This window comes from Corynebacterium sp. 045007 (assembly GCF_040743205.1).
Taxonomy (GTDB): domain Bacteria; phylum Actinomycetota; class Actinomycetes; order Mycobacteriales; family Mycobacteriaceae; genus Corynebacterium; species Corynebacterium jeikeium_D.
In genome coordinates, this window is sequence record NZ_JBFLKW010000031.1 from 1 (window position 1) to 13,524 (window position 13,524).

Sequence of the window (13,524 nt, forward strand, 5' to 3'; positions counted from 1 at the left end):
GACACCAGCTACCAACACAACCTCGGCATCCAAAAAGGCTGGATCAAATAACCGCAACACGCCCGGAAAAGACACACTTTTCTTTACTTAACCCCTTAACCCCCAAACCCCAACCCCAGAAACAAAAAATCCTCGGAAGCTTTTACACTTCCGAGGATCTTCGCTGTGGGCGAAGGGGGACTTGAACCCCCACGTCCGTAAAGGACACTGGCACCTGAAGCCAGCGCGTCTGCCATTCCGCCACTCGCCCGTGGGAACGAATAGAACTATAACACCCCGCGCTAATACACCACCAAATCCCCAGGCCATCGCACGTTTTTCACCACTTTTCAGCACTTAGCAATAGCAACTTCCCCCACAACCGTCGTCACTATTTGATAAACCTCAGCAGTTCCTAGCCCTTAACTGAAGGTGTAGGGCTCTATACTGTTGCTTAAGTATCGATAATTTTTGTGCACATTTTTTTCACGTAACCCGCCGCGGGTTGGCGGGAGAAGGCGAATTTCTTTAGTCAGATGGATTTCCTAGGACGCATCCGCAAGCTCGATAGCTCGCTTCAGCGCGGGCTCGATAACAGCTTTGCGCGCGTGTTCGGCGGCAAGGTTGTCCCGAATGAGTTAGAAGAATGCCTGAAGCAGGAAATTGAAGACTTCCTGATGCAGGACGCCAACGGTCAGTACTTGGCACCCAATGATTTCCGCATTGGCATCAGCGCTGCCGACTACAAGAACCTTTCTGCGTCCGAGCCCAACCTGCCGAATCAGTTGGCTGACCGCATGACGCGCTACTGCCGTAACAACGGCTGGGGCTTCACCGGTTCCATTAGCGTCCACCTGCAGGCAGTGGAGTCTCTCCACACCGGCCAGTTGAAGACGGCCAGCACTTTCACCGAGGACACCGTGGGCACCTCGGAGTTCGTCCCATTCGAGGACAGTGCCGATGATGCCAACACTGACGCAGCCCCGTCGCAAAGCGATGATGAACCCCAAGCTGCAGAGACCTCTGCCGCCTACCACCCGCAGCCGGAAGCTGAGCAGTTCCCCACCGCTTCCCGCCCCATCCCCGCGGTCGACCCGGAAGCGGCAACTGAGCTGAGCAGCGCGGCCGTGAGTGAAGACCAGTCCCAGGAAAAGACCGTCACCCTGCTGTTGCAGGACGGCTCCTCGCGCGTATTTGAGGTGCGCCATGGTTCGAACATCATCGGCCGCGGCACCGCTTCCGACTTCCGCCTCCCGGATACTGGTGTTTCCCGCCAGCATGCCGAGATCACGTGGGATGGCCAGGACGCTGTGCTCGTCGATTTGCATTCGACCAACGGCACCATTGTCAATGGCGAACCCATTGAGAACTGGCTGCTGGCTGACGGCGACGAAATCTCGCTGGGGCATTCTGTTCTCGAAGTTCAGATCCGCTAGTTAAATCCGCTGATTCAGATCCGCTAAGTAGTGAGGTTCACCAGGTTCACATGCCACTGCCCTAGGTTTGCCGACACATTCCTGGAATAATTACGTCCGTGTGTTCGGTTTGCGGACCCACCAGCTCTACATAAGGAGGTTCCTCGGACGTGGAAGCTATCGTTTTTCTGCTTTCGCGCATCGGCGTGCTGGTCGTCCTGTGGTTTTTCATTTGGATGACGCTTCGCACCCTGCGTACAGAAACAACAGGCTCGGCTCCGCTGCGCCCACTTCGGCAGGCCAGCAGTGCTCCGGCCAAGCGTTTCCAGCGCTCGCAGACTCCACATCAGCTCCTTGTCACCTCCGGGCCGCTGGCGGGTTCGCGCATGAACCTAAACAACCAACGCGACATCACTATTGGCCGTTCAGAGTCGAATGCCTTCGTCCTCAACGATGACTTCGCCTCGGGCCAGCACGCTCGCGTCATCAACCGCGACGGCATCTGGTACCTGGAAGACCTGGACTCCCGCAATGGCACATTCCTCAATGGCCAGCGCGTGGAACAGCCGGAACGCCTGGCTTCGGGTATGGAATTTCGTATTGGCCGTACAACTTTGAGGTTGCAACCATGAGTCTTGCTCTGAATTACACGGCCCGCTCTGACCGCGGCCTCATCCGACAGAACAACGAGGACTCCGCCTATGCGGGTTCGCGTCTGCTCGCGCTTGCCGACGGCATGGGTGGCCACGCCGCCGGAGAAATCGCATCTCAGCTGATGATTGCGGCCGTCTCTCGGCTGGACAATGATCAGCCCGGCCCCGATTTGCTCGAGTCCCTGCGCAGCGCCTGCATGGAGGGCAATAACTCCATCGCGGATGAAATTGAGCAGAACCCCTCTACGCAAGGCATGGGCACTACGCTGACTGCTCTGCTTTTCGACGGCACCCGCCTGGGCATGTGCCATGTCGGTGACTCGCGTGGCTATCTGCTGCGCGACGGGGAGCTCATCCGCATTACCCGGGATGACACCTATGTGCAGTCCCTGGTGGATGAGGGCAATCTCACCGAAGAAGAAGCGGCAATTCACCCTCAGCGCTCACTGATTTTGAAGGCTCTCACCGGTCGCCCGGTGGAGCCTACTTTGTCTTATCGCGATGTTCACGAGGGCGATCGCTACCTGCTGTGCTCGGATGGTCTATCCGATCCAGTGTCCGCGGACACCATCAAGGATGTGCTCTCGGAGGGCACTCCGGACGAGGCCGCTACCAAGCTCATTGACTACGCGTTGAAGTCCGGTGGTCCGGATAACATCACCGTGGTGGTTGCCGATGTTGTCGATTCGTCGGCACGCACGCCTTACGAGCCCGCCCTGGCCGGTGCCCTACAGAGTGCGGAGGAGGAACTCCCCCGCCCCAATACGTCAGCGGGACGCGCGGCGGCACTCCGCCCGCGGAAGTCGCAGGAAATTGCAGTGACTTCGGCGCCGGAGAAGAAAGCTTCCAAGGGCAAGTGGCTAGTTATTTCTGTGGTGCTGGTGCTGGTGGCCGGGTTGGTCGGCCTTGGTATTTGGGGCTGGCAGAAGAAGGAGTCGATGTACCATCTCGCGGTGGTCGACGGGCAGGTGCAGCTGATGCACGGCGTGCCCGGCAGTTTGCTGGGCTTCGATCTGCAAGAGCCACATCAGTTCATCTGTTTGACCGATGACAATAAAGTTCAGCTTCCTCCGGCTGGGACGCCGAAGGAGAAGGTCGACTGCCACATCATGACGCCGGAAGATCTCTCACCGGCGGCACGCAATTCGCTGGAAGGTCTGCCGGCTGATTCCTACGACGGTGTCAGCGACCAGATTGGCCGTTTGGCGGAGTCGGCACTGCCGGTATGTCTGTCCGTTTCCGACGATGACAAGAAGGATGAAAAGCTGGGCTCGAAGCCAGGAGTCAACTGTAGGCAGGTGCGAAAATGAGTGAAACTACCACGAAGCGACAGCTTCGGATGAAGGAAATGCTCCTGCTGCTGCTGTCGGCAGGATTGTTGCTTTTGGCACTAATTTCACTGGAACTGGCTCAGGGCAACTCTCTGACCGCAGATGTCTTTTACATCATTGGCGGATTCTTTGTGATCTTTGCAGTGGCGCATATCGCGCTGACCTTTGTGGCACCCAACGCCGATCAGGTGATGCTGCCGGTTGCGGCCACGCTCAACGCCTTGGGGCTGGTGATGATTCACCGCCTCGACCTGGCCAATGACACCTCGTTGGTGCGCAACCAGATCATGTGGACCGTACTCAGTGTCGCACTGTTTATCGGCGTGATTGTCCTGCTGCGCAACCACCACTCGCTGTCGCAGTACTCGTATCTGCTGGGTCTCGGCGGCTTGATTCTGTTGGCGCTACCGCTGGTGTGGCCGTCGTCGATTAATGCTGATGCCCGCATCTGGATTTCCATCGGCCCGTTCTCCATGCAGCCGGGTGAGTTTGCCAAGGTCATGCTGCTGATCTTCTTTGCTCAGCTGCTGGTGAATAAGCGCTCGCTGTTCAATGTGGCGGGCAAGCGTTTCCTGGGCATTGATTTCCCGCGTGTTCGCGACCTGGGTCCGATTCTGCTGATCTGGGGCATCGCTACCGTCATCATGGCTCTGCAGAATGACTTTGGCCCGGCGCTGGTGCTCTTCGGCACTGTGCTGGCAATGCTCTACGCTGCCACCGGTCGCGGTTCCTGGCTGATCATCGGCATGGTGCTGGTGACCGTCGGCGTTGTCGGTGTCTACATGGTTTCGGACAAGATTCAGGCGCGAGTCACGCATTTCCTGGATCCGTTGGGCTCCTACGACGAGGGCGGCTACCAGCTCTCCCAGGGTCTGTTCGGCATGAGCTGGGGTGGCATCGGTGGCACCGGTCTGGGCCAGGGCTACCCACAGAACATTCCGGTGGCACACTCTGACTTCATCCTCTCGGCCTTTGGTGAGGAGCTCGGTTTTACCGGCCTGAGTGCCATCATCCTGCTGTTCGCGATTCTGATTTCCCGCGGTATTTCGGCGAGCTTGGCGGTACGTGATTCCTTTGGCAAGCTGCTGGCGGCCGGTGTCGCATTCTCGATGGCCATTCAGCTGTTCGTGGTTGCAGCCGGTGTTTCCAAGCTGATGCCGCTGACCGGTCTGACTACTCCGTTCATGTCAGCCGGTGGTTCCTCACTGCTGGCCAGCTACATCATGTTGGCCATCGTGTTGCGCGTCTCTGACGAGGCCAACCGCCCCTGGGGTATTCCAAGCAACCCTTCGGGCCTCAACGACAATGCCACCGCATCTCAGGAGGTGAACCAGTAGATGAATAAAACCATTCGCCAAATCTTTGTTGTCGTTCTCGGACTCTTCGTTCTTCTACTGGCGAACCTGACCTACATCCAGGGCTTCCAGCAGGATAAGTACGCCCACAATCCGCTGAATAGCCGCCAGTTCCTGGAGGAAAAGTCCAAACCTCGCGGCCAAATCACCACTGACGGCGACATTCTGGCCCACTCGGTCAAGGGCGAGAGCGGCTTCTATGACCGCAGCTACGACACCGACCCGGAGGCATATGCCGCGGTGGTCGGATACCTGTCGGACATCTACGGCTCCGCCGGTATCGAACGCTCTCAGAACGAGATCTTGAACGGCAGCGACCCTTCGCTGTTTACCTCCCGCGCCCTCGACATGGTCACGGGCAAGGAACCCTCTGGGGCCTCCACGGAGCTGACGCTGTTGCCGAACGCTCAGCGGACTGCGTACCAACAACTCGCTGAACGCGGCTACGTCGGCTCCGCCGTCGCCATTCGCCCATCGACGGGTGAAATTCTCGCGATGGCCTCCACACCGTCGTTCAACCCGAATGACATCGCCGCCGGCGACGAGAGTACCTGGCAGTCCCTCAATAACAATGAGGGCGCACCGCTGCTCAACCACGCCACTCAGCGTCCGCTGCCGCCGGGTTCCACTTTCAAGGTGTTGACCACGGTCACGGCACTGGAGCAAGGCGCTTCCCCGGACACCTCAGTCACTGGCGCACCGCAGATTACGCTGCCGGATACCACCACTACGTTGGAGAACTACGGTGGCTCGACCTGTGGTGGGGCTACTACAACTCTCCGCCAGGCTTTCGCGCAGTCCTGTAATACGGCATTCGCTGAGCTCGGTATGCAGTACGGGGCCGATGCGCTCAAGGACGTCGCTAAGCGATTCGGCATCGGTGAGACCCACGATGACGCGGGCCTGCCGATTCAGCCCTCCGCTGTCGGTGATATTCCGGATCAGTCCTCGCTGGGTCAGACCTCCATTGGTCAGCGCGACGTGTCCTTCACGCCGCTGGACAACGCCATCATCGCCGCCACGATTGCCAACGGCGGCGTGCGCATGGAACCCCAGATCATCAAATCGGTGCGCGGTGCCGACCTCTCCGAAATCAAGTCCTTTAAGCCGATTGAAGCCGGCGAGGCGATTTCGCCGGAGGTCGCGGAGACCGTAACTGAGCTGATGCGCGGCTCCGAGTCGCACTCGGGCGGTAACGGTTCGCGTATTGCCTCCAAGACCGGTACCGCCGAACACGGTGCTGTCCGCGGCGAGTACGCGCCGCACGTCTGGTACATCGCCTTCGCGCCGGACTCCGATGTCGCCGTGGCTGTCGTCGTGGAAAACGGTGGCGGCCAGGGCCAGGGCGCTACCGGCGCCTCCGTTGCTGCCCCGATTGGCCGTGCACTCATTAACGCGGTCGAACAGGCGGGTCGATAAGCATGGATGCCCACCAAGTTCAAGACATCGTTGGCGACCGATATCACGTCCGCCGTCTGCTCGGCCGTGGCGGCATGTCCACCGTCTGGCTTGCCGACGACGCCACCAGCGGCGAACTGGTTGCAATCAAACTTCTGAACCAGGAGTACTCGGACAACTACGAGTTCCGGCAGCGTTTCCAGAACGAAGCCGCCGCTGCGCGCAGCGTCAACAGCCCAAACGTGGTGAAGATTGTCACCTACGAGGAAGGCGACATCGGCAGCCACGGCGCGTGTTACATCGTCATGGAGTACATCCGTGGCGAATCTCTGTCGCAGGTGCTGCAGCGGCGTCGCACCCTGCCAGAGCACCTGATGCTCGACGTTCTGGAGCAGACTGCACACGGCCTGTCGGCAATTCACGCTGCGAACCTTGTCCACCGCGACATTAAGCCGGGCAACCTCCTGGTGACGCCGGAGGGCACCGTGAAGATTACCGACTTTGGCATTGCCAAAGCCGCTGAAGCGGTGCCTCTGACGCGTACCGGCATGGTCGTCGGTACCGCGCAGTATGTCTCACCGGAGCAGGCGCAGGGCAAACAGGTGAGTCCGGCGACTGACATCTACTCGCTTGGCTGTGTCGCCTACGAAATGGTGGCCGGCGCCCGGCCCTTCCAGGGCGACTCCACCGTCGCGGTTGCCGTGGCACACATCAACGAGGCTCCGCCTGCGTTGGCGCCGACGGTCAATCCGCATATCCGCGAACTTATCGGCATTATGCTGCGCAAGGATCCGCAGCGTCGCTATGCCGATGGCCGTGAGCTGGCACAGGCTGTTTTGCGAGTGCGCGCGGGGCACCGCCCACCGCAGCCGCGTGGTGTGACCCCAACGGTGCACCGTCAATCCAACGCTGCCAACCCGGCGACCACCGAACTCGGTGCCATGACGCGACCGCCCATGCCGGTGTCGCAGCCACCGCAGCAACCGCAGCGACCACCGCAGCAACCCGCCCGACAGCGTAAGCCGGCAAAGAAACGCAGTGGCTGCGGTTGTGGCTGCGGCAGCATTGTGCTGTTGGTGCTGCTAGTGTTGCTGGCCGGTGCTATCGCAGTCGTCTATTCGCTGTCGACTACCGGTTCACTGCCAACCATTCCGAACTTGGAGCAGTACATTCCGAACCAGTCACAGCAGCAAACCCCAGAGGAAAACACCGACCCCAACGACGGTTCTGGTTACGGTTGGTCGGGAGACAATTCCGGTAACTGGGGAAATAACGACGGCGGCAACTCTGGGGAAAACTACGGCGGCAACAATGACGGTGCCTCTGACAGCTCCACTGAGCAGGACACCAGCGAGACCGCTCCGGATACGTCCGAACCGACTCAGGATTCGGGCAACGACAGTGGCGACAACAGTGGCGACGACTCCAGTGGCGGTGGTCTACCCGGTATTCAATTGCCCTTGGGAAATGACTCCGGTAATACCTTGGGGACTCCAGATGCACAGTAATATTCAGGTACAAGATGTTTTGGTGGAAATCCTTCCGAAGGGACTGACGAACAATGTCTGGCAATGACGATCTCCTCTCCGGCCGTTATCGGCTCGGCGAGCTCATTGGCGTTGGCGGCATGTCCGATGTCTACCGCGCTGAAGATACTGTTCTCGGTCGCTCTGTCGCGGTCAAGATGATGAGGGCCGACCTTGCCAGGGATGAGAACTTCCTCGCAAGGTTCCGTCGTGAAGCGAAAAACTCAGCGCTGCTGAATCACCCGTCGATCGTGTCGGTGTACGACACCGGCGAGACGGATAGCCCGATGGGGCGCGTGCCTTTCATTGTCATGGAGCTGATTCAGGGCGAGACCCTGCGTGATCTTGTTCGTCGTGAGGGGCGGCTCGACCCGAAGAAAGCCGCATCGATCATGGCATCGGTGTGTGATGCGCTGACGGCATCCCACCATGCGGGCATTATTCACCGTGACATCAAGCCGGCGAACATCATGCTGACCAACACCGGCAAGGTGAAGGTGATGGACTTCGGCATCGCTCGCGCGCTCGGTGATTCCACCACGATGACGCAGACTGCGGCGGTGCTGGGTACCGCGCAATACCTCTCGCCGGAGCAGGCGCGCGGTAAGACCGCCGACGCCCGTTCCGATATCTACGCTGTCGGCTGCGTACTTTTCGAGGCCGTCACGGGCGCCCCGCCGTTCACCGGCGAAACCCCTCTTTCTGTCGCTTACCAGCACGTTCAGGACCAGCCGCCGCGGCCTTCGGGGAAGCTCAACACCGACCCAAACACGGCTCAGGCCCTCGACGCGGTGCTTCTGACCGCGATGGCCAAGGATCCGATGGAGCGCTACGACTCTGCAGAGGACTTCGCCCAGGATTTGCGTCGTCTTGCACGCGGCGAGGATCCGTTGGCGCTGGCGCACCACGGCGCGCATGACGACGATGCGAAGACCACCGAATTCCTTCCGGCAGCTCCATCGGATGCTGAGACCCGGGTGACCCCTGCACAGCAGGCAACTCCGGCCCCGGCCCCTGTCCCTGCTCCGGAACCGGAGAGAGCAGCTGCCCAACCGGAAGCCCCTGCTCAGATTGCTAACACTGACGAGCCTGAGAAAAAGAAGGGTGGCGCAGGAAAGACTGTCGCACTGGCGGCTGCTGCGCTGGTCGCTCTTGGCGGTGTCGGCTACGGCGCCTACCAGCTTTTCAACTCGTCCACCGAGGTCGAGACCGTTGCCATTCCGCAGGTCGAGGGCCTAAATGTCAATGAGGCGACGCAGGTTCTCGAGCAGGCTGGTTTCGTGGTCAACCGCGTCGACGAGCCGAACCCAGATGTGCCCCGAGACACGGTGATTGCCACCGAACCGGGCGTCGGATCGGGGTTGCCGCAGGGATCTCGTATCAAGCTGCGCGTATCTTCGGGCCCAGAGTTGACCAATGTGCCGGATGTACGCGACAAACAGGCCGAGGAAGCTCGCCGCCTACTCGAGGAGGCGGGGCTTGTCGTCAATCCGAAGCTGCAAGAGGAACCGAGTGAGGACGTTCCGCGCGGCAATGTCATCGAGCAGTCTCCAGCTGCCGGTTCTCAGGTGTCGAAGGGAACCCGTGTAACTTTGACTGTCTCCTCCGGTATCGAGACCAAGACTGTTCCGGATGTCACTGGTCAGAGGTTGGATTCCGCCCGCACGACCCTCGAATCCGCTGGTTTCGTTGTCGAGGTGGTGGAGGTTGACTCCACTGAGGAACAGGGAACCGTTGTTGAGGTTCCCCAGAAGGGCACGGAGCTCACCGTCGGAACGACTGTCGAGCTGCACGTTTCGCGCGGCAACCAAATTAAGATGCCACGAGTTGAGGGCCAGACTCGCAGCGATGCGGAGAAGGCACTCACCAATGCCGGCTTCGAGGGAACTATCCGCACCGAGGAAGTCACCACGCTGGATCTGTCCAAGGTCGACCACGTGGAGAAGGCCGACCCGTCGGCCGGCTCCAAGGTCAACAAGGACGGCGAGGTCACCCTGCGCGTCTACCGGCTGGGGGTTGCCCCGGAGAGCTCTTCAGAGGAACGGCCTGCTCCGGAACCTCCCATAAGGCTGCCGGATCTGCTGCCTAACTAGCGGCTAGTGTGCCAGCACGTCTGAGAAGGCGCGCTGGTACACGGCCTGCTGCTCTTCCAACTCCGCCAGGAGTTCCTCGGTGTACTCACCGCCGGCCAGCCGCAGCCAATTGACCAGCATGCGGTGCCCGTACTGGGTGAGTACTGACTCCGGGTGGTACTGCACGCCGTGAATCGGCAGGTCGCGGTGGCGCATCGCCATCAGTATGCCCGAATCCGTGAATGCCGTGGCAATGAGTTCCTCCGGCAGTGTCTTCGGATCCACCGTCAACGAGTGGTAGCGCGTGGCAATAAAAGGACTGGGCACATCGGCCAGAACACCCGTGCCGTCATGAGTGACCGGGGAGGTCTTGCCGTGCAACAGCTCGTCGGCACGCACGACCTGCGCACCAAAGACCTCACCAATCGCCTGGTGACCCAAGCACACACCCAACACCGGTGTCGGCTCGTCCTGCCTGCTCACCGCGCGAATAATGTCCTCTGTCCACCCCGCATTAGACGGCTCACCGGGACCGGGCGACAGTAGGATTGCATCAAATTGCTTTACGACGTCGTCAACATCGCGGAGACGCGCATCATCATTGCGCCAGACAGTAACCGTTTCGCCGAGCTGGCCTATGTACTGGACCAGATTGAATACGAAGCTGTCATAGTTATCGACGACGAGAATCTGCATAACTGGGAATTCTACTGCCTGCGAACTTCACTGGTAAGTTCGGATGCAAAGTTTACAATTATGCATATACCGCGGGAGTGTAGATACCGCGCTGATCGCAACCTGCTGACCACAACCTAAGGAGTTTAAAGCGCTATGCCTAAGGCAAAGATCGAAAGCACTAATTCACCACAATCCGGTGGCTCCTCCGTCAGCCGTACCCCGGTCAAAATCAACAGCACTCAGACGCCGGTGTGGTACAAGGTGCTGATGTTCGGGTTCATGCTGATTGGTTTGGGCTGGCTGCTGGTCAACTACATCGCGGGTCCGCATATTCCGTTCATGGTGACTTTGAACGCATGGAACTACGTCATCGGCTTTGGTCTTTTCATTGTTGGTCTGCTGATGACTATGGGTTGGCGTTAGTCAGCTCTAATACATCGCACCCCCTCAGGCGCATCCACTTTTGGATGCGCCTTTTTTTCATACCTAAAAACCCAGGTCAATTCACCCCCGTCAATACACCCGTTTCCCACACGTTTTTCGACGAATGAGGATTTCCCTCCTACTGATCGCGCAAAAAAGTTATCCACAGAAACCTGTGTAACAATCATGTAATTTGTGGATAACTGTGGAGAGATTTCGTCCCAAATTTCTCACGGGTTACGTGACAGAAACCGTAAAGCATGACAACTTTGGTTCTATCCCCTGTGTCCACAGTATCCACAGCCTGTGGATAACTCTGTGAACAAGTAACATAGTTGCAAGTCAAGTTGTGCGTAACTCCAATATTCTGCGGAGTTCGACCACTTTCGAACGCTGGTTCGTAAATTACAAGAATGGAATTATCCACACATGTGCACAAGTCTGTGGACAACTGTGAATTGTTGTAATTTGTGAAAATTGGAACCCGTAACGTGCTTCTTGGCCCGTGTTCACCTAGGTGAACAGTGGAGTATTTTTTCCACAGGGCTGTGGACATGTGGAGAATCAACACGATGTGCTACTACCCCCACTACCCCTAAACACAACATTGAAGTTACGGGCCGTCGTAAAGCGAAAATGGGCATGAAAAAACCCGCCCGGAACAACCGGACGGGTTAAAGAGCGTAGAAGCTAGCGGATTACTTCTCGATGTCGATGGAGGTAATCACGACCGGCTCCAGCGGGCGATCCCAGTGATCGGTAGCCACACGAGCGATCTCGTCGACAACCTTCTTCGAGGCATCATCAGCGACCTCACCGAAGATGGTGTGAGCGCCATTGAGGTGCGGGGTCGGAACAACGGTGATGAAGAACTGGGAACCGTTGGTACCACGGCCGCCGCGCTTGCCGGCGTTTGCCATAGCGAGCAGGTACGGACGATCGAACTGGAGCTCCGGGTGAATCTCATCGTCGAACATGTAGCCCGGGCCGCCGGTGCCGGTGCCCAGCGGGTCACCACCCTGAATCATGAATCCAGCGATGATGCGGTGGAAGATGGCCTCATCGTAGAACGGGCCGGACTCGGTGCCAGAGGCGTTCTGCCCCTTGTACTCCTTGGTGCCTTCTGCCAGGCCGATGAAGTTGTCGACGGTATTCGGCGCGTGGTTGCCGAACAGGTCAATCACGATATCGCCATGGTTGGTGTGCACAGTTGCAGTAGCAGTCTTAATAGTCACGTTCCTTAGGATACCGACCTTGGTGGCCAATTGCTCCTACTGGTGAGTTTCTCCGTGGCAGAAACCAGCGAAAATGTTTCTCAAGATAAGGAAAAGAGTTCTTCGTTGACCCCCATGGAGGCCAAATAGTGCCTAAGCTGGAATGTGAGCCTGCTGCAAATATTTCGGCGCTAGGCCTAACTGGGCCCTAGCTCTTGGACTTAGAAGCATCTTGGTCTCAGAGGCACTGGCGCCGCAGCAGTATTAATCATTGATTGAGAATTAAAGGCGATGCCTGTTGGCGACGCACTAATAAAGGAGAGTCATGAACCCCAACGCAATCTCGCTGGCTGTCAAGGGACTGAAGTCCGCTTACGACAGCTACTCGGATTACCGGGACAAGAAGGCTGCAGAGCTCTACGACACGATGCAGGAGGCTAAGAAGGTGGCAGCTGCACAGAACGAGGCAGCAAAGGACGCAGCAACCAATTGGGCGGAAGACGTTAAGGAAAAGGTTTCCGACGCCCGCGATCAGCTCGCTGAGCAGGCCGAAGAACTGACCGGCAAGGTTGAGAAGAAGTCCAAGGAGACCAAGAAGCAGGCTAAGAAGGCTGCGAAGCAGGCCGAGAAGGACGCTAAGCGCAAGGGCAAGAAGACCCGTTGCAAGGCTCGCTGCGAGGCTAAGAAGGCTGAAAAGAAGGCCAAGAAGGCTCGCAAGGACCTCGAGGTGCGTACCCAGAAGGCTATCGACAAGGTAACCGGTAAGGAAGAGCAGCGCGCCAAGAACGGTCGCATCGCAACCGCTTCCCTGGTCTTCGCTGTTGTTGCAGCAATCGTCGGTGTCATCGTTTGGAAGCTGCGCAAGGACGACAAGCTCCCGGTTGACCCAGCTCCGTACCAGCAGAAGGCCCAGGAAGTTAAGCACAAGGTCGAAGAGAAGGCCGCAGAGGTCAAGGAGACCGTTGAAGAGAAGGCTTCTGAGGCTAAGGACAAGGCTGAAGAGGTAAAGGGCAAGGCAGCCGACAAGGCCGACGAGGCCAAGGACAAGGCTGCTGAGGCCAAGGAGACCACTGAGGAGAAGGCCGCAGAGGCTTCCAAGCAGGCTCAAATCAAGGTCGACGAGGTCAAGACCGAGAAGAAGAACGCTGACGACGCTAAGAAGATCTCTTCCAAGCCGTCCAAGCCGGCTCCGAAGCCGGGTCAGGCTCGCAAGAAGTAAATAGGCGGCTAGATAGCCAAAAGCCTTTTCACGCCCGATTGTTCTGTGCAGTTGATGCGCAGGCGGTCGGGCGTTTTTGGTTAAGCAGCAAACCTGACAACTTCAGAAAGACGGGCTGCAAATGTGAAACTGTGCAAGTTTATGACAGTTTCAAGCCATTTTTCACGCGGTAGGGTCAGGCGGTCATTGCATCATGGATAACACCAGAGATTACCTCCCGGGGAGTTAACCCGTCGAGCACTACCCGTGGCCGGTTATTCA

Annotated in this window: 11 protein-coding genes and 1 tRNA gene; 9 read left to right on the forward strand and 3 right to left on the reverse strand. The window is 58.4% G+C overall.

The features are described from left to right. Positions 1–166 precede the first annotated feature (166 nt). Positions 167–250 (reverse strand) — tRNA-Leu (locus tag AB1Z34_RS10840). 265 nt (positions 251–515) lie between these two features. On the opposite strand from AB1Z34_RS10840, the gene AB1Z34_RS10845 reads away from it, so the two are divergent. From AB1Z34_RS10845 to pknB, 7 genes are all read left to right on the forward strand, one after another. Beyond that, a complete protein-coding gene (locus AB1Z34_RS10845; protein WP_070604850.1) occupies positions 516–1,415 on the forward strand; it encodes a DUF3662 and FHA domain-containing protein in 900 nt (299 codons plus the stop codon). Positions 1,416–1,564: 149 nt separating this feature from the next. After that, complete coding sequence (locus AB1Z34_RS10850) at positions 1,565–2,026, forward strand: FHA domain-containing protein (RefSeq protein WP_016421758.1); 462 nt, start codon at positions 1,565–1,567, stop codon at positions 2,024–2,026. Next, positions 2,023–3,357, forward strand: coding sequence for a protein phosphatase 2C domain-containing protein (locus tag AB1Z34_RS10855; RefSeq protein WP_016421757.1), 1,335 nt, complete (start codon positions 2,023–2,025; stop codon positions 3,355–3,357). Before AB1Z34_RS10850 ends, AB1Z34_RS10855 begins: the two co-directional genes overlap by 4 nt. Next, positions 3,354–4,715 (forward strand): FtsW/RodA/SpoVE family cell cycle protein, encoded by a 1,362-nt coding sequence (locus tag AB1Z34_RS10860; RefSeq protein ID WP_016421756.1) that lies wholly within the window; start codon positions 3,354–3,356, stop codon positions 4,713–4,715. Before AB1Z34_RS10855 ends, AB1Z34_RS10860 begins: the two co-directional genes overlap by 4 nt. Further along, positions 4,716–6,152 (forward strand): penicillin-binding transpeptidase domain-containing protein, encoded by a 1,437-nt coding sequence (locus AB1Z34_RS10865; protein WP_049172592.1) that lies wholly within the window; start codon positions 4,716–4,718, stop codon positions 6,150–6,152. Between the two features lie 2 nt (positions 6,153–6,154). Then, positions 6,155–7,639, forward strand: coding sequence for a serine/threonine-protein kinase (locus AB1Z34_RS10870; protein WP_256886811.1), 1,485 nt, complete (start codon positions 6,155–6,157; stop codon positions 7,637–7,639). A gap of 53 nt (positions 7,640–7,692) precedes the next feature. Beyond that, the gene (pknB, locus tag AB1Z34_RS10875; protein WP_101687962.1) at positions 7,693–9,750 is read left to right on the forward strand and encodes a Stk1 family PASTA domain-containing Ser/Thr kinase; all 2,058 of its coding nucleotides are present in this window, start codon (positions 7,693–7,695) and stop codon (positions 9,748–9,750) included. Between the two features lie 3 nt (positions 9,751–9,753). Here the strand turns inward: pknB and AB1Z34_RS10880 are convergent, their stop codons facing one another. Next, positions 9,754–10,425 carry an aminodeoxychorismate/anthranilate synthase component II gene (locus AB1Z34_RS10880; protein WP_256886809.1) on the reverse strand — a complete coding sequence of 224 codons (672 nt, stop codon included), beginning with the start codon at positions 10,423–10,425 and terminating at the stop codon, positions 9,754–9,756. Between the two features lie 135 nt (positions 10,426–10,560). On the opposite strand from AB1Z34_RS10880, the gene crgA reads away from it, so the two are divergent. After that, complete coding sequence (gene crgA, locus AB1Z34_RS10885) at positions 10,561–10,830, forward strand: cell division protein CrgA (RefSeq protein WP_005511903.1); 270 nt, start codon at positions 10,561–10,563, stop codon at positions 10,828–10,830. Positions 10,831–11,528: 698 nt separating this feature from the next. Here the strand turns inward: crgA and AB1Z34_RS10890 are convergent. Continuing rightward, entirely contained in the window at positions 11,529–12,077 is a 549-nt protein-coding gene (locus tag AB1Z34_RS10890; RefSeq protein WP_040361963.1) for a peptidylprolyl isomerase, read from the reverse strand. Between the two features lie 292 nt (positions 12,078–12,369). On the opposite strand from AB1Z34_RS10890, the gene AB1Z34_RS10895 reads away from it, so the two are divergent. After that, complete coding sequence (locus AB1Z34_RS10895; protein WP_016421751.1) at positions 12,370–13,263, forward strand: hypothetical protein; 894 nt, start codon at positions 12,370–12,372, stop codon at positions 13,261–13,263. Positions 13,264–13,524 lie beyond the last annotated feature (261 nt).